22 protein-coding genes and 1 pseudogene are annotated in these 26,356 nt (G+C 68.6%); 9 read left to right on the forward strand and 14 right to left on the reverse strand.

Annotated elements, in window-relative coordinates; translation table 11 throughout:
- Window positions 1–2 precede the first annotated feature (2 nt).
- Window positions 3–5,942: a CHAT domain-containing protein gene (locus AC1DY5_RS02480; protein ID WP_478108087.1), complete on the forward strand. Its 5,940-nt coding sequence runs from the start codon at window positions 3–5 to the stop codon at window positions 5,940–5,942.
- 114 nt (window positions 5,943–6,056) lie between these two features.
- On the opposite strand, the gene AC1DY5_RS02485 is transcribed toward AC1DY5_RS02480, so the two are convergent.
- From AC1DY5_RS02485 to AC1DY5_RS02510, 6 genes are all read right to left on the reverse strand, one after another.
- Window positions 6,057–6,419, reverse strand: coding sequence for an SPW repeat protein (locus AC1DY5_RS02485; protein WP_478108089.1), 363 nt, complete (start codon window positions 6,417–6,419; stop codon window positions 6,057–6,059).
- Between the two features lie 105 nt (window positions 6,420–6,524).
- The gene (locus AC1DY5_RS02490; RefSeq protein WP_478108091.1) at window positions 6,525–7,040 is read right to left on the reverse strand and encodes a nucleoside deaminase; all 516 of its coding nucleotides are present in this window, start codon (window positions 7,038–7,040) and stop codon (window positions 6,525–6,527) included.
- A gap of 86 nt (window positions 7,041–7,126) precedes the next feature.
- Window positions 7,127–8,002: a carbohydrate ABC transporter permease gene (locus tag AC1DY5_RS02495; protein WP_478108093.1), complete on the reverse strand. Its 876-nt coding sequence runs from the start codon at window positions 8,000–8,002 to the stop codon at window positions 7,127–7,129.
- Window positions 7,999–8,895, reverse strand: a complete 897-nt coding sequence (locus AC1DY5_RS02500; protein WP_478108095.1) for a carbohydrate ABC transporter permease — start codon at window positions 8,893–8,895, stop codon at window positions 7,999–8,001. Before AC1DY5_RS02500 ends, AC1DY5_RS02495 begins: the two co-directional genes overlap by 4 nt.
- A gap of 9 nt (window positions 8,896–8,904) precedes the next feature.
- Window positions 8,905–10,233, reverse strand: a complete 1,329-nt coding sequence (locus tag AC1DY5_RS02505; protein ID WP_478108097.1) for an ABC transporter substrate-binding protein — start codon at window positions 10,231–10,233, stop codon at window positions 8,905–8,907.
- Between the two features lie 38 nt (window positions 10,234–10,271).
- Window positions 10,272–11,345: an ABC transporter ATP-binding protein gene (locus AC1DY5_RS02510; protein WP_478108099.1), complete on the reverse strand. Its 1,074-nt coding sequence runs from the start codon at window positions 11,343–11,345 to the stop codon at window positions 10,272–10,274.
- Window positions 11,346–11,516: 171 nt separating this feature from the next.
- Here AC1DY5_RS02510 and AC1DY5_RS02515 point away from each other — a divergent pair, with 171 nt between their 5' ends.
- The 3 genes from AC1DY5_RS02515 to AC1DY5_RS02525 are packed head-to-tail and all read left to right on the forward strand — an operon-like array spanning window position 11,517 to window position 15,174.
- Window positions 11,517–12,317 (forward strand): FadR/GntR family transcriptional regulator, encoded by an 801-nt coding sequence (locus tag AC1DY5_RS02515; protein WP_478108101.1) that lies wholly within the window; start codon window positions 11,517–11,519, stop codon window positions 12,315–12,317.
- An 11-nt stretch (window positions 12,318–12,328) separates the two neighbouring features.
- Entirely contained in the window at window positions 12,329–13,345 is a 1,017-nt protein-coding gene (denD, locus tag AC1DY5_RS02520) for a D-erythronate dehydrogenase (protein ID WP_478108103.1), read from the forward strand.
- Window positions 13,345–15,174, forward strand: coding sequence for an IlvD/Edd family dehydratase (locus AC1DY5_RS02525; protein WP_478108105.1), 1,830 nt, complete (start codon window positions 13,345–13,347; stop codon window positions 15,172–15,174). The genes denD and AC1DY5_RS02525 overlap by 1 nt, the downstream gene beginning before the upstream one ends.
- A gap of 13 nt (window positions 15,175–15,187) precedes the next feature.
- Here the strand turns inward: AC1DY5_RS02525 and AC1DY5_RS02530 are convergent, their stop codons facing one another.
- The 7 genes from AC1DY5_RS02530 to xdhC form a co-directional block, all read right to left on the reverse strand.
- Window positions 15,188–15,736 carry a DUF4136 domain-containing protein gene (locus AC1DY5_RS02530; RefSeq protein WP_478108107.1) on the reverse strand — a complete coding sequence of 183 codons (549 nt, stop codon included), beginning with the start codon at window positions 15,734–15,736 and terminating at the stop codon, window positions 15,188–15,190.
- Window positions 15,737–15,771: 35 nt separating this feature from the next.
- Window positions 15,772–16,974, reverse strand: coding sequence for a beta-ketoacyl-[acyl-carrier-protein] synthase family protein (locus AC1DY5_RS02535; protein ID WP_478108110.1), 1,203 nt, complete (start codon window positions 16,972–16,974; stop codon window positions 15,772–15,774).
- Entirely contained in the window at window positions 16,971–17,213 is a 243-nt protein-coding gene (locus AC1DY5_RS02540; RefSeq protein ID WP_478108112.1) for an acyl carrier protein, read from the reverse strand. Before AC1DY5_RS02540 ends, AC1DY5_RS02535 begins: the two co-directional genes overlap by 4 nt.
- Window positions 17,214–17,292: 79 nt before the next feature.
- Complete coding sequence (locus AC1DY5_RS02545; protein WP_478108116.1) at window positions 17,293–18,054, reverse strand: phosphatase PAP2 family protein; 762 nt, start codon at window positions 18,052–18,054, stop codon at window positions 17,293–17,295.
- A gap of 55 nt (window positions 18,055–18,109) precedes the next feature.
- Window positions 18,110–19,444 (reverse strand): glycerate kinase type-2 family protein, encoded by a 1,335-nt coding sequence (locus AC1DY5_RS02550; RefSeq protein ID WP_478108120.1) that lies wholly within the window; start codon window positions 19,442–19,444, stop codon window positions 18,110–18,112.
- Between the two features lie 52 nt (window positions 19,445–19,496).
- Window positions 19,497–20,702, reverse strand: coding sequence for a urate hydroxylase PuuD (locus AC1DY5_RS02555; RefSeq protein WP_478108123.1), 1,206 nt, complete (start codon window positions 20,700–20,702; stop codon window positions 19,497–19,499).
- Window positions 20,703–20,973: 271 nt separating this feature from the next.
- Window positions 20,974–21,786 carry a xanthine dehydrogenase accessory protein XdhC gene (gene xdhC, locus AC1DY5_RS02560; protein ID WP_478108126.1) on the reverse strand — a complete coding sequence of 271 codons (813 nt, stop codon included), beginning with the start codon at window positions 21,784–21,786 and terminating at the stop codon, window positions 20,974–20,976.
- 53 nt (window positions 21,787–21,839) lie between these two features.
- Between xdhC and AC1DY5_RS02565 the strand changes: the two genes are divergently transcribed.
- Window positions 21,840–22,340 (forward strand): hypothetical protein, encoded by a 501-nt coding sequence (locus AC1DY5_RS02565; RefSeq protein WP_478108129.1) that lies wholly within the window; start codon window positions 21,840–21,842, stop codon window positions 22,338–22,340.
- A gap of 2 nt (window positions 22,341–22,342) precedes the next feature.
- Here the strand turns inward: AC1DY5_RS02565 and uraH are convergent, their stop codons facing one another.
- Entirely contained in the window at window positions 22,343–22,705 is a 363-nt protein-coding gene (gene uraH, locus AC1DY5_RS02570; protein WP_478108131.1) for a hydroxyisourate hydrolase, read from the reverse strand.
- A gap of 73 nt (window positions 22,706–22,778) precedes the next feature.
- On the opposite strand from uraH, the gene AC1DY5_RS02575 reads away from it, so the two are divergent.
- The 4 genes and pseudogenes from AC1DY5_RS02575 to AC1DY5_RS02590 all read left to right on the forward strand — a co-directional run.
- The gene (locus tag AC1DY5_RS02575; RefSeq protein ID WP_478108133.1) at window positions 22,779–23,453 is read left to right on the forward strand and encodes a GntR family transcriptional regulator; all 675 of its coding nucleotides are present in this window, start codon (window positions 22,779–22,781) and stop codon (window positions 23,451–23,453) included.
- 4 nt (window positions 23,454–23,457) lie between these two features.
- Window positions 23,458–24,408 carry an allantoinase PuuE gene (puuE, locus tag AC1DY5_RS02580; RefSeq protein ID WP_478108136.1) on the forward strand — a complete coding sequence of 317 codons (951 nt, stop codon included), beginning with the start codon at window positions 23,458–23,460 and terminating at the stop codon, window positions 24,406–24,408.
- 5 nt (window positions 24,409–24,413) lie between these two features.
- Complete coding sequence (gene uraD / locus AC1DY5_RS02585; RefSeq protein ID WP_478108138.1) at window positions 24,414–26,192, forward strand: 2-oxo-4-hydroxy-4-carboxy-5-ureidoimidazoline decarboxylase; 1,779 nt, start codon at window positions 24,414–24,416, stop codon at window positions 26,190–26,192.
- 1 nt (window position 26,193) lies between these two features.
- Window positions 26,194–26,356: pseudogene (locus AC1DY5_RS02590) on the forward strand (peptidase M20); the annotation flags it as partial.

The following is a 26,356-nucleotide window of genomic DNA, read 5'->3' on the forward strand; positions in this document are numbered from 1 at the left end:
CCATGGTCGATGCGATCGTGCTGCAGATCACTGGACGCCGGAGCGACCAGCCCGAGATCCCGTCACTGCTGCGGTCGACCGCGAGCCGTGGACTCGGCACCGACCGCACGCCCGATGCGTTCCTGCCGCCCGGACTGCTGGAGGCCAAGGCCAGCATCGAACTCGGCGGCGGCGCGCGCGGCCTGCCCGGGGGCGTCAGCGCGGACCTGGAAGCCGAAGCCGACCAGGTGCTGGTGCTGGAGCTGGCCGACGGCGGCACCCTGATCACCAGCCCCGCAGGGCTGCAGGCGGCATTGCTGCGCAACCGGCCGGACCTGGCGACCACCGATGGCCGGATCCTTTTCGACCGCATGAACGCCGAGGGCGCGGTCATGCAGCGCGGCGTCTTCACCAGCGCCGCCGGCGGCCTGGTCAGCCGCGTGATCTCGCTCGCGGTCGGCCGGGACCCGCTGATCAATGCGGCCCAGGCCCGCCTGGCCGAGCTGATGCAACGCAAGGGCAAGCCCGCGGACATCGCCGGCCTGGGCGTCAGCTGGCTCGGCACCAAGGCCCTGATGTGGGCTGTCGAGGAGCGGCTCGCGCGCCCTGTCGGGCATCTCTACCGCTGGCWGGACGGCGGCGGCGCGCTCGAAGGCGGGCTGGCCGACGACACCGCCCGCATGAGCGGTGCCGACGGTACGCCGCGGCCGGCGCTGGTCTTCATCCACGGCACCGGCTCCAGCACGCTGGGTAGCTTCGGCGACCTGCAGCGCAGCGACCGCGGGCTCTGGGCCCGGCTCGAGAGCCGCTTTCCGGGCGGCATCTACGGCTTCGAGCACCGCACGCTGTCGGAGAGCCCGATCGAGAACGCGCTGCAACTCGCCAYCGCCCTGCCGCGCGGCGCCCGCATCAGCCTGGTGACGCATTCGCGCGGCGGCCTGGTCGGCGACCTGCTGTGCCTGCAGGACATCGACCAGCACATCGACAGCTACAGCTTCGCCTTCCCCGGCGTCGGCGACGCCCAGGGCCGCGAGGCCGAGGTGCGCAAGGAACTCGACCGCGCGCACGCCGAGCACCGCGAGCAGCTACGCGCGCTGTTCACCCTGTTGCGCGACAAGGCGCTGGTGATCGATCGCTACGTGCGGGTGGCCGCGCCGGCGCAGGGCACCCGGCTCGCGAGCGGCAACTTCGACGTCTTCCTGTCGGGCCTGTTGACGCTGATCGGCCGGGTGCCCTACTTCTTCGGCAATCCGCTTTATTCGGCCTTCAAGCGGGTGGTGATCGAGATCGCGAAGAACCGCACCAATCCGCACCTGATGCCGGGCATCGAGGCGATGCTGCCCGACTCGCCGATGGTGGCCCTGCTGCGCGACGGCGCGGTCCAGCCCGGCATCCGCATGGCGCTGATCGCCGGCGACATCCAGGGCGGCAACCTGCTGATGCGCATGGGCGTGCTGCTGACCGACTTCCTGCTGTTCGACAACACCGACAACGACCTGGTGGTCGACACCGCCGCGATGCTGGCCGGCGTGGCCGCAAAGAGCCAGGCCCGGGTGCTGTTCGACCGCGCCGCGGACGTCTCGCACTTCAACTACTTCAGCAACCTGGAGACCCGCAGCGCGCTGCGGGACTGGCTGGTCGAGGAGCAGCCCAACGCGCTCGACGCCTTCCGCGCCTTCCCGGCCGGCTTCACCACCCTCGATGCGGCCGGCATCGGCAAGGCGCGCGGCGTCGCCGGCGCCGACCGGCCGGTGGTGGTGGTGCTGCCGGGCGTCATGGGCACCTGCCTCGACGCCGACGGCAAGCGGGTCTGGCTCGATCCGGTCTCGCTGGCCGCCGGCGGGCTCCGGAGCATCGCCTTCGACGCCGAGCGAGTCACGGCCGGCGAACTGTTCGGCAAGACCTACGGCGACGTTTGCGAGCAGCTCGCGGACAGCCACCGGGTGCTGCCCTTTCCTTACGACTGGCGCCAGCCGCTGGACGTGCTGGGCGAACGGCTCGGGACCTTCCTCGAGCTGCTGCTGAAGCAGACCGCGCAGCCGGTGCGCCTGCTCGCGCACAGCATGGGCGGCCTGGTGGTCCGGGCCTGCATCCATCGCCGCCGCGACGTCATGGACGCGCTGATGCAGCGCGATGGCGCCCGGCTCGTGATGGCCGGCACGCCGCACCAGGGCTCGCATTCGATGGTCGAGAACCTGCTCGGCAAGGGCAATGCGCTGCGGGCGCTGGCACGGCTCGACCTGCGCCACGACCTGCAGGACGTGCTGGACATCGTGGCCGGCTTCCGCGGCGCGCTGCAGCTGCTGCCGGCACCGGGCTTCGTCGACACCTTCCAGGGCCAGCCTGAGGGCGGCGACGCCCATGCCTACTGGGACGCCGAGACCTGGAGGACGCTCAAGGCCCTGAACACCGACCTCTGGTTCGGCGACCAGCGCTGCGGCCAGCCCGACGCCGGCACGCTGGCCTCGGCCGGCTGGCTGTGGACCGAGGATGCCAGGGCCGGGCCGGTGCCGAGCCTGCCCGCCGACTACCAGGCGAAGGCCATCTACGTCTTCGGGATCGCCCCCAGCACGCCCTGCGGCCTGCGCCTGGAAGCGCGCGGCAGCAGCAAGCGCCTGCGCATGGTGTCGACTGCGCGCGGCGACGGCACCGTGACCTGGGACTCGGGCCGCATCGGCAACATCGGCAGCTTCTACTACCTGCCGGCGGTGCACGGCGACCTGCTGTCGACCGCCGGCAGCTTCAGCGCCCTGGGCGAACTGCTGGTCAGCGGCAGCACCGCCCGGCTCGATCGCCATCCGCCCGCCGCCCGCGCGGCAGCGCCCGAGCGGCCACGCAGCTACGACCCCGGTCCGCCGAACGCGATCGACGACATCAACCTGGCGGCGACGGTGATGGGCGGCACCCCGGGCAGCCGCATGGCGCCGCGCGGCCGGCTCGGGCTCGAGGTGCGCATGAAGGCCATGGACCTGCGCTTCCTGGCCTGTCCGATTCTGGTCGGCCACTACGAGAACGACTCGATGGCCGGCACCGAGGCACTGATCGACACCGAACTGATGGACGGCCAGCTTGCCCAGCGCAAGGCGCTCGACCTCTACGCCGGGCCGCTGGGCACGGCGGCCGTGGTACTGCGCGCACCCAGCGCGCTCGACCGCCGGCGCGGCGTGCTGACCGGCGCGGTGGTCACCGGCCTCGGCCGCTATGAGGGCAGCCTGAGCCAGGATTCGCTGATCCTCGCGGTGCGCGCCGGCGTGCTGCGCTACCTGCTGCAGGTGGTCGACGTGATGGGCCGCGAGAACCGCGAGGTGCCGCTGGCCACGCTGCTGCTGGGCTACAACTCGTCGGCCAATCTCACGATCGCGGCCTCGATCGAGGCACTGGTGCGCGGCGTGGTCGAGGCCAACGAGAAGTTCAAGCGCACCACCGGGCTCTCGGTGCGGGTGTCGCAGCTCGACATCGTCGAGCTCTACCTCGACACCGCGATCACCGCGGTCTATGAGCTGCGGCAACTGACGCCGCGGCTGGCCGACATGGCGGCCGCCAAGGACCAGCTGCTCGCCTGCAGCGGCGAGCTGATGCAGGGCATCGGCCTGCGCCAACGCCTGTTCGACACCCGCGGCGCCAGCTACTGGCCGCGGCTGATGGTGACCGACGCCGACGACCCGGCCGGCAGCGCCCGGCCCGAAGGCGCGCCCCGGCTCGCGAATCGCCTGCGCTTCCTGTATGTCGGCCAGCGCGCGCGCGCCGAGACCGTGGTCCAGCAGCGCCAGCCGAGCCTGATCGAGACCCTGGTGCGCCAGCAGATCAGCCAGACGAACTGGAACTCCGACTTCGGCCGCATGCTGTTCCAGCTGATCGTGCCGCCGGACTTCAAGGACGCCGCGCGGCAGTTGCAGCGCATCGTGCTGGTGGTCGACGGCGCCACCGCCAACCTGCCGTGGGAGCTGATGCTGACCGACCCGCTGTTCACGCCCGAGGCGCAGGGCGACGGCCCGCTGCTGCCGCTGGCGCTGTGTACGCCAGTGGTGCGGCAGCTCTCATCGACCTCCTTCCGGCGCGACGTGCGGCAGAGCCTGGCCCGCAATGCCTACGTGGTCGGCAACCCCTCGGTGCAGGGCTTCAGCGCCGCCTTCCCCGACCCCGCCAATCCGGAACGCAAGGACCCGGACACCCTGGCCGGCGCCGAGGTCGAGGCGACCGCGATCGCCGCTCTGTTCGCCAACATGGGCTACAACGTCAGCCGCGCGATCGGCGACCACAACCTGGCCTCCGACGTGCTGGCCAAGCTCTACCGCAAGCCCTACCGGATCCTGCACGTCTCGGCGCACGGCGTCTTCGACCAGCTGCACGCCGATGGCCTGCGGCGCAGCGGCGTGGTGCTTTCGGGCGGCCTGCTGATCACGGCGGCCGAGATCGCGGCGATGGAATCGGTGCCGGAGCTGGTGTTCCTCAACTGCTGCCACCTGGGGCAGATCGACGCCGGGGCGGCGCCCGGCCCCACGGTGCGCGAAGGCAACAAGCTCGCGGCGAGCGTGGCGCGCGAACTGATGGACATCGGCGTGCGCTGCGTGGTGGTGGCCGGCTGGGCGGTCGACGACAAGCTGGCGCAGCAGTTCGGCGAGGTCTTCTATCAGTCGCTGCTGCAGAACCGGCGGCCTTTCGGCACCGCGGTCTTCGAGGCCCGGCAGGCGCTCTGGACCGCCCGGCCCGACAATGTGACCTGGGGTGCCTTCCAGGCCTACGGCGACCCGCTCTGGCTGGCCGAGACCGACGCCGACGGCATGGCCGGCGCGTCGAAGGGCGGCAGCGCCTTCGTCTCGCTCGACGAGATGCTCGACGAGCTGGCCCGGGCGCGGGTGGAGGCCTCGCGCCGGCCCGACCGCGCGCTAGAGAGCGACCGGCAGGCCCGCATCCGGGCCATCGAGGAGGCCCTCGACAAGCGCTGCCCGCCGGCCTGGCTGCGCTTGCCGGCGCTCCAGTCGGCGCTCGGCACCACCTGGCGCGACCTCGGCTGCCTCGAGCAGGCGCACCAGGCGCTGCTGTTCGCGATCCAGTCGGTCGACCTGCAGGGCCGGGTGCCGATCCGGGACATCGAGCAGCTGGCCGCGGTCGAGATCGAACTCGGCGCCGCCCGCGCCGAACAGGACACCTACCGCATGCACGCCGATCAGCAAGGCGGCAAGGCGCGCGGCCCGCGGCCCGACCCTGAGGGCCTGTCGCTGATCGAACACGGCATCGAACGGCTGCTGTCGCTGGACAAGCTGGTGTCGAGCGCGGGCCTCTCCGAATCCGGCCCGGCGGCGATCCTCAACGCCGACCGCTTCGCCCTGCTGGCCAGCGCCCACAAGCGCCGGGCCGTGGTGTTCGCGCAGCGGCTGCTGCGCCTCGACGCCAGCGCAAACCAGCGGGCCCAGTGGCGGGATGCGATGGCCGAGGCGGTCGGCGCCGGCCTGCAGGCCTACAGGCAGGCGGAGGGGGTGCCGGGGGACGACGGCTTCAGGCCCTACTACGCCTTGCACGGCCTGGCGCTGCGGCTGGCGCTTGACGGCTGGGACGAAGCCGACGAGATGTCGGCCGGCGTGGCCCTGGCCCGGCAATGCGGCCAGGCCGTATCACGGCTCTACGCCGCCAGCGGGGACCCGTGGGACGTGGTCCTGAGCCCCGAGGCGGTGCTGGTCGAACGGCTACGCGACGGCAGCCTCGCGGCGCCGGACACGGCCGGCGAGGCGGCGCTGAACGACGTGCTCCAGGCCTACCGCGCGGCGCTGGAGAACCTGGGCCCGAAGGTCCGGCATGTCGACAGGACGGTCGACCACATGGAGATGCTGTCGACCCTCTTCGACGCCCGTTTCCTGATGGGCAGCGGCGAAGGCTACCGGCGCATGGCCGATGGCCTGGTGGCGCTCGTCAGTCAGCTGCGGCCGGGCCGCGACGCGCGCGGCGACCGGCCGAAGGCGGTCTGACAGATCCCCCACACTCCCTCACTTCGTGTGGTCGCTGCCCCCCGAGGGGGCCGCAGGCCGCCTTGGGGCGGCCTGGCGCCGGCCTGAGCCTCGGGGCGCGGCCCGGCGTCTTGCTCAATGCGCCGCGCCGTGCCGCCAGCTGCTGTAGTCCTTGTCGGTCCACAGCGTCCAGAGCGCCAGCACCACGATCACCAGGCCGCTGAACACCGCGGCGAGCATTGGATCACGCAGCGCGCCGAAGCCCAGCACCCAGGGAGAGATCGCCAGCCAGGCGCCCAATGCGCACTCGGTCCACTCTTCCCAGGCGCGCGGCACGAGCATCGCGCCGAGAGCGGCCGCAACCAGTGCCACGCCCACGACGACGGCGTTCACCATGGCGGTTCTCGTGTCCTGGAAGCCCAGAGCCCATGGCGAAAGAACGACCCAGACGCCCAGCAGGGCATTGACCACATCCTGCCAATGTTTCAGTTGCTTCATGACACACCTCCTGCCGCCGGAGAGCGCGCACCAGCGCGCCCGGCGGCATGGTGTTTGATCACGCAACGCCCGTGATGTTCCGCGCCGGGGCGAGCCGCAAGCCGCTCAGCGCGCGGCCCAGAAGGCGCGCTGCATCGCGATCGTCTCCTGGGCGATCTCGGCCACCGGACCGATCAGCTCGACCGGCTTCTGGCAATGATCGAAGACGTAGCGCGACGACACGCTCATTGTCGGGTTCTCCGCATGGCTGCCGGTCTCGGCGAGCAGTTGCGCCTCGGTCATGCCGAACACCACGCGGCCGATGTTGGCCCAGTAGGCGGTGCCGGCGCACATGCAGCAGGGCTCGACCGCCGTGTAAAGCGTGCAGCGCCACAGGAACTCGGGCGTGAAATTGGTCGCGGCCACGCGCGCCAGCGTCGACTCCGCGTGGTTCACGGTGTCGATGTTGCATTGCTCCAGCAGCACGGTCTCCTGGTCGGGACCGACCAGCACGGCGCCGAAGGGGTGATGGCCGAGCGCAACGGCGCGCTGGGCCACCGCGTTGGAGCGGCGCAGGTGGCGCAGCATCTGCTCCTGCGTGGGGCGCAGGCCCTGGGCCGGAAGGGGTGGGGTCTGGGGCATGGTCTGGATATTCCTCGATCGGGCGACGCCCAAGGCCATGACTGTGGCACAGGCGAGGATGCCGCGGCTGCGCGCCGCGGCCGGTCTCACTCCTTGACCGACCCGGTCAGCCCCGAGACGTAGTACTCGACGAAGAAGGAATAGATGAAGGCCACCGGCAGCGATCCCAGCAGCGCCCCCGCCATCAGCGGCCCCCACTGGTAGACGTCGCCCTGCACCAGCTCGGTCACCACGCCGACCGGCAGCGTCTTGATTTCCGACGAAGAGACGAAGGTCAGCGCGTAGATGAACTCGTTCCACGACAGCGTGAAGGCGAAGATGCCGGCCGAGATCAAGCCCGGCACCGCCAGCGGCAGCACGATCTTGACCAGGATCTGCCAGCGGCTGGCACCGTCGATCAGCGCGCACTCCTCGAGCTCGGCCGGGATCGAGCGGAAGTAGCCCATCAGCAGCCAGGTGCAGAACGGGATCAGGAAGGTCGGATAGGTCAGCACCAGGGCCCAGCGGGTGTCGAACAGCCCGAGGTTGAAGACCACGTTGGCGAGCGGAATGAACAGGATCGACGGCGGCACCAGGTAGGCCAGGAAGATCGCCAGCCCGGTCTGGCGCGAGCCCTTGAAGCGCAGCCGTTCGATGGCATAGGCGGCCAGCACCGAAATCACCAACGAGCCGAAGGTGGACACCACCGACACCAGCACCGTGTTCCAGAGCCATTGCGGGTAGGCAGTGTCGAACAGCAGCTTGTGGAAATGCGCGAGCGTCGGTGCGATGACCCAGAACGGATTGCCCTCGCGCGACAGCAGTTCAGCCTCGGGCTTCACCGAGGTGATCGCCATCCAGTAGAACGGGAACAGCAGGACGATCAGGAACACCACGAGCGGCAGGTACACCGTGACCGCCTTGCGCGGCACGGTGTCGAGGTAGCTCATGCCGACGACGTCGATCTGGCCGGATTTGCTCATTTTTGCCAGGCTCTGCGTTGAAGTCCGAAGTAGCTGAACATGATGCAGGCCAGCAGGAAAGGCACCATCGCGATCGCGATCGCCGCGCCCTCGCCGAGCGCCCCGCCCGAGATCGCGCGCTGGAACGACAGCGTGGCCATCAGGTGCGTCGCATTGAGCGGCCCGCCGCGCGTAATCACGTAGATTAGCTGGAAGTCGGTGAAGGTGAACAGCACCGAGAAAGTCATCACCACCGCGATGATCGGGGTCAGCAGCGGCAGCGTCACGTGGCGAAACTGCTGCCACGGCGTCGCGCCGTCGATCGCCGAAGCCTCGTAGTACGAGGGCGAGATGGTCTGCAGGCCGGCCAGCAGCGTGATCGCCACGAAGGGCACGCCGCGCCACACGTTGGCTGCGATCACGGCCATGCGCGCATTCCACGGGTCGCCGAGGAAGTCGATGTAGTGGTCGATCAGCCCCATCTTGACCAGCGCCCAGCTGATGATCGAGAACTGCGAGTCGTAGATCCACCAGAAGGCGATCGCCGACAGCGCGGTCGGCACGATGTAGGGCAGGAGGATCACCGCGCGGAAGAAGGTCTTGAAGCGGATGTTCTTGTTGAGCAGCACCGCCAGCCACAACCCAAGCAGAAACTTGAAGACGCTCGCCACAACCGTGTAGAAGAGCGTATTAAAGAGCGCCAGCCGCGTGACCGCGTCACCCCAGAGAAAGATGTAGTTCTCGAGGCCGATCCACACACCCGGCCGCCCAACCTTGGCATCGGTGAAGCCGAGCCAGGTACCGAGCCCCAGCGGATAGGTCAGGAACAGCAGCAGCAGCACCGCCGCCGGCAACATGAACATGAAACCGAGGGCGTTGCGGCTGTTCTGCAGCCTGGCCAGTCGCGTGGTCATGGGCAGCGGTCAGACCTTGTAGTAGCGCTCGGCGCGCTTCTGCGCGCGCTCGGCGGCTTCCTTCGGCGACTTCGACCCGCTGGCCGCTTCCGCCACCATGTTCGGGATGATGAAGTCGGCCGCCACGCCGGCCGAGGCATAGCCGAGCTTGCCGTCGTAGCCCGCCGGGCGCAGGTTCTTGACCGAGTCGCGGTAGGGCGTGTTCTTCGGGTCGGAAGTCCAGATCGGATTGGCCTCGTAGGCCCGCAGCGGCTGCGCCACATAGCCGCCGCAGCCCTGGAGCCAGTCGTCGAACTGCGGCCGCTCCATCATGAAGCGCAGGAACTCCTTGGAGGCCTGCGGGTACTTGGTGTACTTCATGACCATCTGGTTGAAGAACAGATGCGACTCGGTCGGCACCCCCACCGGACCGACCGGGAACACCGCGTGGTTGATGTCCACCGCCATCTCCTTGACCTTGGGATCGGGCGAATTCTTGGCCGCGTAATAGATCGAGATGCCGTTGTTGGTGATGCTGATCTGGCCGTCGAGGAAGGCCTTGTTGTTGTTCGGATCGAGCCACGACAGCGTGCCTGGGATGAAGTTGGCATAGAGCTCCTTGGCGTACTCGAGCGCCTTCAGGGTCTCGGGGCTGTCGATCACGACCTTGTTGTTCTTGTCGACCAACTTGCCGCCGAAGGACCAGATCAGCCAATTGGTCCAGGTGCTGTCGCCGGTCGCGTTGCCGAGCGCCATGCCGCCGGGCGTGCCCTTGTCCTTCAGCGCCTTGTAGAGCTTGAGGAAGTCCTCGTTGTTCTTCGGGAAGGTGTCGAAGCCGGCCGCCTTGACCATGCTCTCTCGGTACACGATCAGCGAGCCCGAGGCGCCCAGCGGCAGCCCGATCCACTTCTTGCCGTCGGGCCGCATGAAGAGTTCGCCTGCCGGATACCAGCCGCCGTACTTCTTGCCCAGGTACTCCGCCAGGTCGGTGACGTCGAGCAGCTTGTCCGGATACAGGTTGGCATCGTCGTTGGTCGACAGGATGATGTCGGGGCCGGCACCGGTGTTGGCCGCCACCGCCGCCTTGGGCCGCACGTCCTCCCAGCCCTCGTTGTCGACCCGCACCTCGATGCCGGTGGCTTCGCTGAATCGTTTGACATTGGCCATGTAGGCATCGATGTCGCCCTGCACGAAGCGGCTCCAGCGCAGCACGCGCAGCTTGGCGCCCTTCTCGGGCTTGAAGGTCAGCGTCTGCGCATTCGCGAGTGGCGTGAAGATCGCGGTGCCGACTCCCAGCGAGGCGGCGGCCGCGAGGCCAGCCGAGCTTTTCAGAATCTTGCGGCGATTGAAATCACTCATTCATGTCTCCTGTTGTTGAACGGCCGGAACGAAGGACGTCAGGCCACCAGCCGTTGGCCGGTGCCGGCGTCGAAGAGATGCGCGCGCTGAAGATCGGGTTGCAGGTGGATCGTGGTGCCCGGCGCGAAGTCGTGGCGCTCGCGGAACACCGCCGAGAGGTCGACCCCTTCGTGACGGCAGGCGACGAAGGTGTCCATGCCGGTCGGCTCCATCACCGCCACCAGGGCGGCGATGCCGCCCTGGTCGGCCAGGCTCAGATGCTCGGGCCGGGTGCCGTAGACCACCCGCTGGCCATCGGTGCCGCCGGCCGCGATCGGGGCGTCGAGTTGGGTGCCGTCGGCCAGCTCGACCCGAGCCGTGCCGCCGCTGCGGCGCAGGGTGCCGGGCAGGAAGTTCATCGCCGGCGAGCCGATGAAGCCGGCCACAAACTGGTTGGCCGGATGGTCGTAGAGCTCGAGCGGGCTGCCAGTCTGCTCGATGCGGCCGTCGCGCATCACGACGATCTTGTCGCCCATGGTCATGGCCTCGATCTGGTCGTGCGTGACGTAGATCGAGGTCGTCTTCAGGCGCTGGTGCAGTTCCTTGATCTCGCTGCGCATCGCCACCCGAAGCTTGGCGTCGAGGTTCGACAGCGGCTCGTCAAACAGAAACACCTGCGGATCGCGCACGATGGCGCGCCCCATCGCGACCCGCTGCCGCTGGCCGCCCGAGAGCTGGCGCGGATAGCGGTCGAGCAGCGGCGCCAGCGCCAGGATTTCGGCCGCGCGCTGGACCTTGGACTCGATCGTCGGTTTGTCCATCTTTGCCAGCGCCAGCGCGAAAGCCATGTTCTCGCGCACCGTCATGTGCGGATAGAGCGCGTAGTTCTGGAACACCATCGCGATGTCGCGCTCTTTCGGCGGCAGGTCGTTGACCCGCTTCTCGCCGATGCGGATCTCGCCGCCGTTGATCTCCTCGAGGCCGGCGATCATGCGCAGCAGGGTCGACTTGCCGCAGCCCGAGGGCCCCACCAGCACCGTGAACGAGCCGTCACGGATGTCGATGTCCACCCCATGCAGGATGGCGACTTCGCCGAAGTTCTTCTTGACTGACTTGATCGTGACACTGGCCATGCACTGGGGTCCTGAAAGGTCGCCAATCGACGTCGGGCCATGGAGGCTCCATGCCGCAAGCGCGGAGTATTGGCATCGGAACCCGGCGGCGCATCAGGGCAAACCGTTAGGCATTAACCCGCGAATAATTTGTATGATGACCTGATAACCGTCCTTTTCCACTCTCTCGCCGTGCGGGATTCCGCCCCCTCCCAACCCCAGCCGCTGGTCGTCGACCGGCTGTCGGACCGGTTGGCCGCGCTGCTGGCCGCGCAGATCGAAAGTGGCGCGCTGCAGGCCGGCGACCGGCTGCCTACCGAGCAGCAGCTGGCCACGGCACACGGCGTCTCGCGCACCGTGGTGCGAGAGGCGGTGCACCAACTCAAGTCGAGGGCCCTGGTGCAGTCGCGCCAGGGTTCCGGCGTCTTCGTCGCGCCGCCGCCGCTCAACCAGCCACTGGCCTTCGACCCGGCCGTGCTGACCTCGGTGCAGGCGGTGGTCCACGTGGTCGAAGTGCGGCGGGTGCTCGAAGGCGAGATCGCCGCGCTGGCCRCCGAGCGCGCCACGCGCAGCCAGATTGCGGCGCTGCGGCGCGCCCTCGAGGCCATCGACACCGCGGTGGCCGAGGGCCGCGACGGGGTCGCCGAAGACCTGGCCTTCCACCGCGTGATCGGCGAGTCGACCGGCAACCCTCAGTTCCGCCTGCTGCTCGGCTTCCTCGAGCAGTACCTGCGCGAAGGCATGCGCATCACGCGCGGCAACGAGGCCCGGCGGGCCGACTTCATGTCCGCGGTGCAGCACGAGCACCGCGCCATCTTCGAAGCCATCGCGGCCCACGACCCGGTGGCCGCCCGGCTGCACGCCAACGAACACCTTATCCGCGGCGAGCAGCGGCTGGTCGAAGGCGGCATCATCGACGGCCGGCGTCGCCAGGCCGCCGCGCGGGTCGCTCGCGCCGGGGCCGCCCCACCCATCCGCAAGCCCAAACACTGAAGGAGACTGCAATGAAACTCATGATCACCGGCGGCGGGGGCTTCGTCGGCGCCCGCCTCGCCCGCACCCTGCTCGCTCGCGGCACGCTGGCCGGCCAGCCCATCGAGCGCATGGTGCTGACCGACATCGCGCCGCCCCCGGCCGACCTGCTGGCCGACGTGCGGGTCGAGGCCCGCACCGACCCGCTGCTGGCGCAGACCGACGCGCTGCGCGAGGAGCCCTTCGACGGCATCTTCCACCTGGCCTCGGCCGTTTCGGGCGAATGCGAGCTCGACTTCGACCTCGGCCTGCGCTCCAACCTCGACAGCACGCGGGCGCTGCTCGATGCGCTGCGTGCCCACGTCAACGGCGGCGGCAAGGTCGCGCGGCTGGTGTTCTCGAGTTCGGTGGCGGTGTTCGGGCCCGACCCGGCGGTGCCCCTGCCCAAGCTCGTGGCCGACGACACGCTGCCGGCGCCGCAGACCTCCTACGGCACGCAAAAGCTGATCTGCGAGCACCTCATGGCCGACTACACGCGCAAAGGCTACGTCGACGGCCGCGCGGCCCGGCTCATGACCGTCACCGTGCGGCCGGGACGCCCCAACGGCGCCGCCTCCTCCTTCTTCAGCGGCATCATCCGCGAGCCACTGGCCGGCGTCGAATCGATTTGCCCGGTCTCGCCCGAGGTGTCGCACCCGGTGTCGTCTCCGTCGCGCACCGTCGACGGACTGATCGCGGTCTTCGAGGCCACGCGCGAGGCCTTCTACGGCCGCACGGCGCTCAACCTGCCGGCGCTCAACGTGCGCGTGGCCGATATGCTCGACGCCCTCGAAGCGGTGGCCGGCCCGAAGGTGCGCGCCCTGGTGCGTTTCGAGCGCGACGAGCGCATCGCCGGCATCGTGGCCAACTGGCCGGGTGGCGCGATGGCCGCGCGGGCGGCGCGCCTGGGCCTGCTGCCGCACGAGAATTTTGCCGAAATCGTCCGGCAGTACATCGACGACTGCGCGGCGCTGCCGAATGCAGACCAGACCTTGAAGGGAATGTCCTGATGAAAACCCCCGCAAAGAAAAAAGCCAAGTCCACCGCCAACAAGCAGCGCCCGCTCGCGCTGCGCTCGCAGGCCTGGTTCGACAACCCGGCCAACGCCGACATGACCGCGCTCTACCTCGAGCGCACCATGAACTTCGGCCTCGGCTTCGACGAGCTGCAGTCGGGCCGGCCGATCATCGGCATCGCCCAGACCGGCTCCGACATCGCGCCCTGCAACCGCCACCATCTGGTGCTGGCCGRGCGGGTGCGCGAAGGCATCCGCGACGCCGGCGGCATCGCCTTCGAATTCCCGATCCATCCGATCCAGGAAACCTGCAAGCGGCCGACGGCGGCGCTCGACCGCAACCTGCAGTACCTCTCGCTGGTCGAGGTGCTCTACGGCTACCCGATCGACGGCGTGGTGCTGACCACGGGCTGCGACAAGACCACGCCGGCCCAGCTGATGGCGGCCGCCACGGTCGACATCCCGGCGATCGCGCTCAACTCGGGGCCGATGCTCAACGGCTGGTTCCAAGGCGAGCGCACCGGCTCGGGCACCATCGTCTGGCGGGCGCGCGAGATGATGGCGGCCGGCGAGATCGACTACCAGCAGTTCCTGAAACTGGTGGCATCGTCGGCACCGTCGACCGGCCACTGCAACACCATGGGCACCGCGTCGACGATGAATTCGCTGGCCGAGGCGCTCGGCATGATGCTGCCCGGCAGCGCCGCGATTCCCGCGCCCTACCGCGACCGCCAGGAGATGGCCTACCTGACCGGCAAGCGCATCGTCGAGATGGTGCGCGAGGACTTGAAGCCTTCGGACATCCTGACCCGCGAGGCCTTCGAGAACGCGATCGTGGTCAACTCCGCGCTCGGCGGCTCGACCAACGCGCCCGTGCACCTGATCGCGATCGCGCGCCACATCGGCGTCGAACTCACGCCCGACGACTGGGAGAAGCACGGCTACAAGATCCCGCTGATCGTCAACCTGCAGCCGGCCGGCGAATACCTCGGCGAGGACTTCTACCGCGCCGGCGGCGTGCCCGCGGTGGTGGCCGAACTGATCGCCAAGGGCAAGATCAAGCCGGCCCTCACGGCCAACGGCAAGACCCTGATCGAGAACTGCGAAGGCAGGTTCACCAGCGACCGCAAGGTGATCTGGCCCTACGCCAAGCCGATGAAGAAGGACGCCGGTTTCCTGAACCTCAAGGGCAACCTGTTCGACTCGGCGATCATGAAGACCAGCGTGATCACGCCCGAGTTCCATAGCCGCTACCTCGAGGACCCGAAGGATCCGATGGCCTTCGAAGGCACGGCCATCGTCTTCGACGGACCCGAGGACTACCACCACCGCATCGACGACCCGAAGATGAAGATCGGCCCCCACAGCGTGCTCTTCATGCGCGGCGTGGGCCCGGTCGGCTATCCGGGCGCGGCAGAGGTGGTCAACATGCGCGCGCCGTCCTACTTGATCAAGAAGGGCATCACGGCCCTGCCTYGCATCGGCGACGGCCGGCAGTCCGGCACCTCGGGCTCGCCCTCGATCCTCAACGCCTCGCCCGAGGCGGCGACCGGCGGCGGACTGGCGCTGGTGCGCACCGGCGACCGCGTGCGCATCGACTTGAAGAAGCGCACCGCCAACATGCTGGTGTCGGACGAGGAACTCGACAAGCGGCGCGCCGAACTGGCCGCCGCGGGCGGCTACCCTTACCCGCCGAGCCAGACGCCCTGGCAGGAGATCCAGCGCGGCATCGTCGACGAGTTGTCGGAGGGCATGGTGCTAAAGCCTGCGGTCAAGTACCAGAAGATCCACGCGACCTTCGGCATTCCCAGAGATAACCATTGACGAACTGCGCCGCTTACTTCGGTGCGTGGCCGGGGGGAAAGCCGGCGAACATCTTGTCGAGCGCTGTCTGAAGCAGCGCCTTCATCTTCGCCGGGTCGTCCTGCACGGTGCCGCTCGCGGTGCCGCGCCAGGCCGAGCGCTTGGTCTGCGCATTGATCATGTCGATCACCAGCGTGCCGACCTCGAAGGTCTCGACCGGCATCGGGCTGTTGGGTGCCGGCGGGCCGAAGCCGCCCCAGCCCATGTAGCCGACGCGCGTGTAGTAGTTGTCGAGGCTTTCCTTTTCCGACGCGCTGACGTGCGCCGACACACGGATGTCGCCGTTGGGCGCCAGCTTCCAGCCCTTGGCCTGCAGCCGCGCATCGATGCCGTCGACGATGCGCTGCTGCATCAGCGGCGTGCCGCCGTCGGGCCGGGTCACCCAGCTGTAGCTGCGCACGCGCGAGAAGTCGGCGCCAGGATCGACGTCGGTCTTGACCGTCGGGCCGCCGCCGACGCTCGCGCAGGCCGAGAGCAGCTGCGGAACGGCCAATGCGGCCAGCGTAGCGAAACGTCTGTTCATGCGGAATCCCATCCGTCGTGAAAGGAAGCCTGGCCTCAGAGCCGGCTGAAAAGCAGCACCGAATTGGTGCCACCGAAAGCGAATGAGTTGCTGATCGCGGCACGCAGATCCGGCGCATCGATCTCACCAGGCGCCACCAGATTCAGGCCGCAGGCCGGGTCGGCCGTGGCGCAATGCATATTCGGCGGCAGCGCGCGAAGATGCAGTGCCAGCACCGTGACCACGGCCTCGAGCGCGCCCGCGGCGCCGAGGAGGTGTCCATGCAGCGCCTTGGTCGAGCTCACGCGCAGGCGGTCGAGGTCCTCGCCCCAGACAGCGGCCAGCGCATCGCCCTCGACCGCGTCGCCGATGCGCGTGGCCGTGCCGTGCGCATTGCAGTAGCCGATGTCGCGCGGCTGCAGGCCGGCTTGGCGCAGCGCCTGGCGCAGTGCGCGCGCCTGGCCCGGCGCGTCCGGCTTGGTCAGGTGGGTGGCATCGCAGCTGAGGCCCCAGCCGGCCAGTTCGGCATAGGCCCGGGCGCCGCGGCGGCGTGCGCGCTCGGCTGATTCGAGCACCAGGAAGGCAGCCCCCTCGCCGAGCGCGAAGCCGCTGCGATCGCTCGCGAAAGGCCGGATCGCGGTGGCCTCCTCGCCGGGCTTGACGCTGGCCAGGGTCTGCATCGCCTGCCAGGCGAGCACCACGCCCGGCACGATCAGCGCCTCGCTGCCGCCGGCGATCGCCAGGTCGACATCGCCGCGCTGCACCGCCTTGGCCGCCTCGGCAATGGCCACCGACGAAGAGGCGCAGGCCACCGAATAGGTCAGCACCGGCCCATGCACGCCCTGGCGCATCGCCACCTGCGAGGCCGGTGCGTTCGGCATGAAGGCCGGGATGGTCAACGGCGGCACCCGTCCGCCGCCGCGATAGGCCGCCTCGAGCGCCGCCGCGCCGCCCATGCCGCAGCCCGAGAAGACGCCGATGCGCTCGGGATCGAGCTCACCGAGCGCGCCGGCGTCCCGCATCGCGAGGTCTGCCGCCGCCACGGCGAGTTGGCTCACGCGGTCGACACCGGCGAGCTGCAGCTTGGTGAACCAGCGCGATTCATCGAAGGCCGCGCGCGCCGCGACCGCCGCCTTGGGCAATTCGGGGAAGACCGGCTCGAGCGCCGAACGGCCGCGCAGCAAGGCCTCGAACACGCTGGCGTGATCGTCCCCATGGGGGGCCACGAGGCCCAGGCCGGTGACCGCAACCGGGTTCACGTGATGGTCTGAGTCGCCCTGACCCTGTCAACCACGGCCGCGAGTTCGGCCAGGGTGTCGATGTCCGGGTCGTCGTCGGGCATTTCGATCGAGAAACGATCTTCGATGGCGAACACGAATTCGACCAGCGCCAGCGAATCGAAGCCTTTCTCGCGCATCGAAACGTGGGGGTCGAGCGCCGACGCCTCGATGCCGTACTTCTCGTGGATCAGGTCCTGCAATTCCTTCAGCGAACTCATCGTGCGGTGTCCGTCGTCATTTCGGGCCGTCTCCCTGCGGACGGCCACGTTGTGGTTTTGGATGTCGGGCCCACGAAGATCAGCTCCTCCTGGCACGGCCGCCGAACCGGCCCGCGGGCATTGACGTGTCATGGTATCCGCTCCGGCCGGCCGGATTCGCGCTGGGACGGGGCCGCCAGCGCAGTGACGGCAGCGCGAACACGACGCCCAGCAGCGCCCCGGCGAGCACATCCAGCACCACGTGCTGCTTGATCGCCAGCGTCGACCAGGCGATGGCCGCGAACCACAGGGCATTGGCCAGGCGCAGCGACATCGGCACCCCCGCATTGCGCAGGATGTGCTCGACCCAGATGGCCGTGAAGATCGCGATCGCCACATGCATCGACGGACAGGCATTGCCGGCGGCGTCGACGCCTTGCAGGATCGCGAAGCCTGGAAAGTCCGTCGGCGGCAGCGTGTTCGGCGGGATCTGGGTCGGCCAGAAGTAGAACAGGGCCAGGCCGGTCAGGCACAGGCCGCCGACCCACAGTCCGTAGACCAGGAGTTCGCGGAAGCTGAGCTGGAGTCCGGGCGCAATGCCTACGTACAGCCAGAGCGAGAAATAGGCGACCAGCGCCTGGGGCTGGAACGGGATCAGGTGGTCGAGCGCGGTCAGCGGCATCACCGCGACCGGGCTCGCCGGCTGCCGCAGCATATGGAAGTAGCCGATGAAGAACAGCCAGGTGAACGCGGTGGTGCCGATCACCTTCAAGGCGAAGTGCCTGCGGATCCGCAACCAGACCTCGACCTTCCAGCTCTCGAAGGGGCGGGGCGCCAGGCGCAGGTCGTGGGGTGGATTCATGGGGCTCGACGTTGTCGCGATTCTCGCATCAGCGACAACGGCGGGCGCGCGGGCGCTAGAGAATCAGCAGCGCCCTGAAATCGTTGACGTTGGTATGGGTCGGTCCGGTGACCAGCAGATCGCCGACGGCGTCGAAGTAGCCGTAGGCGTCGTTGCGGTCCAGGTAGTCGGCCAGCTTGACACCGGCCGCCTCGGCGCGGGGCAAGGTGTCGGGCGTGACGATGGCGCCGGCATTGTCCTCGACGCCGTCGATGCCGTCGGTGTCGGCCGCCAGTGCCCAGACGCCGTCGTGGCCGGCCAGCGCCCCGGCGAGCCCCATGCAAAACTCGCCTGCGCGGCCGCCGCGGCCCTTGGCCTGGCCGGGCCGGCGCGGGCGGATGGTGACCGTGGTCTCGCCGCCCGACAGGATTACGCAAGGCCTGGCGAAAGGCTCGCCGCGCAGCGCCACGGCGCGTGCCAGGGCGCCGTGCACCTTGCCCACTTCGCGCGATTCGCCTTCGATCTCGTCGCTCAGGATGTGGGCCGGAATCCCGGCGGCACGCGCCGCGGCCGCGGCCGCCTCGAGCGACTGCTGGGGCGCCGCGATCACGTGCGTCACATGGCCCTCGAACACGGAATCGTCCGGCTTCGGAGTCTCGAGCGCGCCACTCTCGAGCCGCGCCCGCACCGGTGCCGGCACCTCGATCCGGTAGCGATCGAGGATCGCCAGCGCATCGGCGCAGCTGCTTGCATCGGGCACGGTGGGGCCGCTGGCAATCACAGCCGGGTCGTCCCCCGGCACGTCGCTGATGGTCAGCGTCACGACCTTCGCCGGCGCGCAGGCGGCCGCCAACCGGCCGCCCTTGATGCGCGACAGGTGCTTGCGCACGCAGTTCATCTCGCCGATGCCGGCGCCCGATTCGAGCAGTTGGGTGTTGATGCGCTGCTTGTCGGCCAGCGTGAGCCCGTCGGCCGGCAGGGTCAGCAGCGAGGAGCCGCCGCCCGAAATCAGGCACAGCACCAGGTCGTCGGCCGTCAGGCCTTCGGTCAGCGCGAGGATTCGCTGCGCGGCGTCGAGTCCGGCCTGGTCGGGCACCGGGTGCGCCGCCTCGACGAGTTCGATGCGCGAGGCCAGCCCCTCGGGGCGGGGCGGGATGTGGCCATAGCGCGTGACCACCAGTCCCGACAGCGGTGCCTCCGCCGGCCATAGCGCCTCCAGCGCCTGCACCATCGAGCCGCCGGCCTTGCCGGCGCCGAGCACCAGCGTGCGCCCCTTCGGCGGTGGCGGCAGGTAGGCGCCCATGCCGGCCAGGGGCAGCGCCCGCTCGACCGCCACGCGGTAAAGGTGTTCGAGGAATTCGCGCGGCGCCGAGCGCGCGTCAGGGATTTGTTGCAGCTTCGATGTAGTCATGGATTGCCTCGTCTCAACATTGTCTCCCTCTTCGCCCCCAACCTGAGGCGAGCTACTTCGTGCTGGCTCCGCCTTCGAACCACTTGCCGATCAAGGCCCGCTCGGCGTCGGTGATGCCGGTCGAATTGTTCATCGGCATGATCTTGGTCACCACCGCCTGCTGGTACACCGCCTGCGCATGCGCGGCGACCTGGTCCGGCGTGTCGAGCCGCACGTTCTTCATCTGCACCTGGGCACCGTGGCACATGTAGCAGCGCTGCTCGAGCACCTTCTGCACGTCGCCATAGGACACCTTCTTGACCGCCGCGCCGGGCGCCGGGTCCGCTGCAGGCTCGGGCTTCATCCAGATGATGGTGAGGCCCAGCACCGCGATGCCGAACAGCGCGTAGGGAATCGGATTGCGCGCATTGCCGAGCTTGAATCGATGGCGCACCACGAAGAACTGCCGGATGGCCGCGCCGCCGAGCATGATCAGCAGCAGCACGATCCAGTTGTACTTGTGGGTATAGGTGAAGCTGTAGTGGTTGCTCAACATCGAGAACAGCACCGGCAGCGTGAAGTAGGTGTTGTGCACGCTGCGCTGCTTGCCGCGCTGGCCATGCACCGGATCGACCGGCTTGCCCTCGCGCAGCGCCTGCACGTTCTTGCGCTGGCCCGGGATGATCCAGAAGAACACGTTGCCGCTCATGGTCGTGGCCATCATCGCGCCGACCAGCAGGAAGGCCGCGCGGCCGGCAAACCACTGGCAAGCCAGCCAGGCTGCGAACGCGATGAAGATTGCAACCAGCACGCCGACGATGGTGTCGCCGTTCTTGCGCCGGCCGAACAACTGGCAGATGCCGTCGTAGACCATCCAGAAGACCACAAAGAAAGCCAGCGCGACGCCGATCGCGGCGCCGGGCTGCCAATCCATCTTGGACTTGTCGATTAGGTAGGTGCTGGCGTTCCACAGATAGGACATCGTGAACAGCGCGAAGCCCGTGAGCCAGGTCGAGTAGCTCTCCCAGTACGACCAATGCAGGTGGTCCGGCAGCCGCTTGGGCGCCAGCGCGTACTTCTGCATGTTGTAGAAGCCGCCGCCATGCACCGCCCACTGCTCGCCGCCGACGCCCTTGTCGAGGGATTCCTGGTCTTCCGGCTTCTCGAGGCTGTTGTCCAGCATCACGAAGTAGAACGAGGCGCCGATCCAGGCGACGGCGGTGATGACGTGGACCCAGCGCAACAGCAGATTGGCCCAGTCGAGGTAGTAGCTTTCCATTTGCTCTCAACCTTGTCGGCGCGTGGGAGCGCCGTGGTGTACCGGCCTGCTCACCACTGCGGGCGCTGTAAGCAGAGAAAGTGCCGCGAACGCAGACCCGGGCTCGGGTCTCGCTCCGCTGCGGCTTGTTGTGGACTGAAGTGTATACAATTTTGAGGGCTGACTCCCGGGTTTTTGCATCACTCGGCGTGCAGGAAAACCCTGAGCGCCCTTCACAGGACACCGTCGCGCAGCAGCGCTTCGGGATTCGCCTTCGGAGCGGCCGGGCGCCTCATGCAGGCGGAAGCGATTGCAACAACTGTGCCGCCACCGCCACGGCGATCACCTCGGGTTCCTTGCCGGTGATGCCGGGAACGCCAATCGGACAGGTCACCCGGTCCATTTCCTGCGCCGTGAAACCGCGTGCCTCGAGCCGGTGACGAAAGGTCGCCCACTTGGTCGTGCTGCCGATCAGGCCGATGTACGGCAGGTCGTCGCGCGCACGCAGGCGCTTGAGGCAGGCGATCACGATATCCAGGTCTTCGGCATGGCTGAAGCTCATGATCAGCACGCGCGAGCCCGGTGCGAGCTGCACCACCGCCTGCTGCACCGGATCGGAATGCTCGGTCTCGATCTGCGCCGGCAGCTCGGGCGGAAAGACGCCGTCGCGGCTGTCAATCCACCGCACCGCGAACGGCAGTGTAGCGAGCAGCCGCGCCAGGGCGGCGCCCACGTGGCCGCCGCCGAACAGCGCCACCGGCTCCAGGTGGGCGAGCAGTTCGGCTTGCAGTGCCTGTGCATCCCCGGCATCGATCAGCCGAAAGGACAGGAACACCACGCCGCCGCAGCATTGGCCCAGGCTCGGACCGAGCGGATAGCGCCGCACGCTCTCGATCGGCGGGCCGCCCGCGAGCCAGGCGCGGGCTTCGTCGGTGGCCTGGAACTCGAGCTGGCCGCCGCCGATGGTGGCGGTGAGCCCCTCGGCCCAGACCGCCATCCAGGTGCCGGCCTCGCGCGGCGCCGAGCCCTGGGTGGAGTCGACGCGCACCAGCACGCCGCGTTCGCGCGCCAGCCGCGCCAACAATTCGTCGACTGCGCCGGTCATCCTGGAAACCTCCGGTTGCGCTGCCCATCGCTGGGCACGGTATAAACCCGCCGATGCATTTTCAGTCCACCTCGCGCCGCCTTGCCCTGGCGGCGGCACTCCTCGCCAGCCTGTGGCTGGCCGGCTRCAGCACCACGCCGACCGGCGCGGTTCCTGGCCAGCTCAGCAGCGCCAAGCCCGAGCCGGGCAACAAAAGCCGAGGCAAGCCGCGAGCGTCGAGCGCCGCCACCGCGCGCGATTACCGCAAGGACGCCGCCCGCCATATTTACGAGATCAACAAGGACCGCATCTACGGCGGCAAGCTGCCGCCGTTGCTCTATGCGGTCGGCACGCTGCAGGTCAACCTCGATGCCGACGGCAAGGTGCTGTCGATGCACTGGATGCGTGCACCGACGCACGCGCCCGAGGTGATCGCCGAGATCGAGCGCACCGTGCTCGTCGCCGCGCCCTACCCGGCCGCCACGCGGCTCGGCAAGGTCACCTGGACCGACACCTGGCTGTGGGACGAAGGCGGTCATTTCCAGCTCGACACGCTCAGCGAAGGCCAGCTGTAGCCTCAAGAGCCCCGGTAGGTCGAGTATGACCATGGGCTCACCAGCAGCGGCACGTGGTAGTGCTGGTCGGTGTGGGCGACGCCGAAGTCCAGGGCCACGCGGTTCAGGAAGTTCGGCTCGGGCAGCTCGAGGCCGCGGGCCTTGAAGTAGCCCGCCACATCGAACACCAGCCGGTAGGTGCCGGCCTTCAGCGTGCTGTTGTCATACAGCGGCCCGTCGCTGCGGCCGTCGGCGTTCAGCGTGAAGCGCCGCACCAGCGTGGCGCGCGCGTCCTCGGCAGTGCCGTCGGTGGTGAACAGCGCGACCTCCATGCCGGCGGCCGGGCAGCCGTGCATCGTGTCCAGTACGTGAGTGCTCAAGCCCATGAATTGCTCCTTCGGTGCATTCGGGAAATTACGGTCGACAAAWGTGTATACAGTTATCGGCTTTAGGTCTATCATGAAAAACATGGACTCGACCACCACCCGCTCCATCGTCGACGCACTCACCAAGGCCATTGTGGAGCACCGGCTTCAGCCCGGCAGCAAGCTGGCCGAGCAGAAGCTCGCCGACCACTTCGGCGTCTCCCGCACGCTGGTGCGGCAGGCGCTGTTCCAGCTCTCGCAGAACAAACTGATACGGCTCGAGCCCGCGCGCGGGGCCTTCGTCGCGGCGCCTGCGGTCGACGAGGCCAAGCAGGTGTTCGCCGTGCGCCGCATGCTCGAGGCCGAGATGACGCGCGCCTTCGTGCGCAGCGTCACGCCGGCCAAGATCAAGGCGCTCAAGGAGCATGTGGCGCTCGAAAAGGCCGCGGTGTCGGGCGAGGACATCTCGGGCCGCACCGAGCTGCTGGGCGATTTCCACGTCCGCATGGCCGAGCTGATGGGCAACACGGTGCTGGCGCAGATCCTCGGCGAACTGATCTCGCGCTGCGCCCTCATCACGCTGATGTACCAGAGCGCCACCGCGGCCGAGCACTCGAACGACGAGCATGCAGACATCGTGAAGGCCCTGGCCGCCAAGGACGAGGAACGCGCCGTGCGCCTCATGACCGAGCACCTGGATCACGTCGAGGCCAACCTCACCTTCGACCGCAAGGTTCCCACCCACGACATCACCCTGGCGTTGGCCTGACACCATGAGCATTTACGACAGCACCCGCCCCTACCCGCGCGACCTCATCGGCTACGGCCGCAATCCACCGCACGCCCAATGGCCCGGCCGCGCCCGCATCGCGATCCAGTTCGTCCTCAACTACGAGGAAGGCGGTGAAAACTGCGTGCTGCACGGCGACGCCGGCTCCGAGCAGTTCCTCTCCGAGATGTTCAATCCCGCGAGCTATCCCGCGCGCCACATCAGCATGGAAGGGATCTACGAATACGGCTCGCGCGCAGGCGTCTGGCGGATCCTGCGCGAGTTCGAGAAACGCGGGTTGCCGCTGACCGTGTTCGGCGTCGGCATGGCGCTCGAGCGCTACCCCGAACTGGCGTCGGCCTTCAAGGAACTGGGCCACGAGATCGCCTGCCACGGCTGGCGCTGGATCCACTACCAGAACCTCGACGAAGCCACCGAGCGCGAGCACATGCGGCTCGGCATGGAAGCCATCGAGAAGCTCACCGGCGAGCGGGCGCTCGGCTGGTACACGGGCCGCGACAGCCCGCGCACCCGGCGCCTGGTGGCCGACTACGGCGGCTTCGAATACGACAGCGACTACTACGGCGACGACCTGCCCTTCTGGATGAAGGTGCAGAAGACCGACGGCCAGGTCGTGCCGCAGCTGATCGTGCCCTACACCCTCGACTGCAACGACATGCGCTTCGCGCTGCCGCAGGGCTACTCGCATGCCGACCCCTTCTTCGAGTACATGAAGGACAGCTTCGACGCGCTGTATGCCGAGGGCGACGAGGCGCCGAAGATGATGAGCATCGGCATGCACTGCCGCCTGCTCGGCCGCCCCGGACGCATCGTGGCCCTGCAGCGCTTCCTCGATCACATCGCCGCCCACGACCGGGTCTGGATCTGCACCCGCCTCGACATCGCGAGGCACTGGAAGGCGACGCATCCCTACGCCGCCTCGCAAGGAGACTGACTGACATGGCCCTCACCATCGACCAACTCAACGCGGCCGCGGCCGACCAAGCCGTCGCACTGCTCGACGGCGTCTACGAACACTCCCCGTGGATTGCGGCGCGCGCGCTGGTGTCGCGCCCGTTCCGCTCGCTGCCGCACCTGAAGCATGCACTGGTGCAGGCCGTGACCCACGCCTCGCGCGAAGAGCAGCTCGGCCTGATCCGCGCCCACCCGGAACTGGCCGGCAAGGCGATGGTCAGCAAGAGCCTCACGGCCGAGTCGACCAACGAGCAGAGCAAGGCCGGCCTGACCGACTGCACGCCCGAAGAGTTCGCGAAGATCCAGCATCTCAACGCCGACTACAACGCCAAGTTCGGCTTCCCGTTCATCCTGGCGGTGCGCGGCCCCCGCGGCACCGGCCTCGCCAAGCGCGAGATCATCGACACCTTCGAGCGCCGGCTACATCACCACCCCGACTTCGAGCTCGGGGAGGCGCTGCGCAACATCCATCGCATCGCCGAAATCCGGCTGGACGACAAGTTCGACGCCACGCCCACACTCGGCAACGTGGTGTGGGACTGGCAGGAAGAGCTCTCGGTCCACACCGACCCGGGCTATGCCGAGAAAGGCCAGCTCACCGTCACCTACCTCACCGACGCCCACCGCGCCTGCGCTGCGCAGATCGTGGCCGACATGCGCGAGGCCGGCTTCGACAGCGTGCAGATCGATGCGGTCGGCAATGTCGTCGGCCGCTACGAGGGCGCGACGCCCGGCGCCAAGGCGCTGCTCACGGGCTCGCACTACGACACCGTACGCAACGGCGGCAAGTACGACGGCCGGCTCGGCATCTTCGTGCCGATGGCCTGCGTGCGCGAGCTCAAGCGGCAGAACCGGCGCCTGCCCTTCGCCTTCGAGGTCGTCGGCTTCGCCGAGGAAGAAGGCCAGCGCTACAAGGCCACCTTCCTGGGCTCCGGCGCATTGATCGGCCACTTCGACAACCGCTGGCTCGACCAGAAGGACGCCGACGGCATCACGATGCGCGCGGCCCGCCGCAACGCCGGCCTCAAGGACGAGGACATCCCCGGACTGCAGCGCGATCCCTCGAAGTACCTGGGCTTCGTCGAGGTCCACATCGAACAGGGGCCGGTGCTGACCGAGCTCGATCTCCCGCTCGGCATCGTGACCTCGATCAACGGCAGCGTGCGCTATGTCGGTGAAGTCATCGGCATGGCCAGCCACGCCGGCACCACGCCGATGGACCGGCGCCGCGATGCCGCGGCCGCCGTGGCCGAACTGATCCTTTTCGCCGAGCAGCGCGCCGCCAAGGATGGCGACTCGGTCGCCACGGTCGGCATGCTCGAGGTGCCGAACGGCTCGATCAACGTGGTGCCCGGGCGCTGCAAGTTCAGCCTCGACCTGCGAGCGCCGAACAATGAACAGCGCGACGCGCTGGCCAACGACGTGGTGGCGGCGCTGAAGGACATCTGCGAGCGCCGCAGCGTGCGCTACACGCTCGAGGAAACCATGCGCGCCGCCGCCGCGCCGAGCGCGCCCGCATGGCAGCAGCGCTGGGAGAAGGCGGTCGACATGCTCGGCGTGCCCTTGTTCCGCATGCCCAGCGGCGCCGGCCACGATGCGATGAAGCTGCACGAGGTGATGCCGCAGGCGATGCTCTTCGTGCGCGGCATCAACTCCGGCATCAGCCACAACCCGCTCGAATCGAGCACCAACGACGACATGCAGCTGGCCGTGCGGGCCTTCCAGCTGCTGCTCGACAACCTTGCCGCCGACCCGGCCCACTGACATGACCGACTACACCAAACTCGACGCCTGGATCGACGCCCATTTCGACGAGGAAGTGCGCTTTCTGCAGGAGCTGGTGCGGGTGCCCACCGACACCCCGCCCGGCAACAACGCACCGCAYGCCGAACGCACGGCCGAGCTGATCCAGGCTTTCGGCTTCGAAG

The sequence above is a fragment of the Variovorax sp. P4_D9 genome, assembly GCF_056401695.1.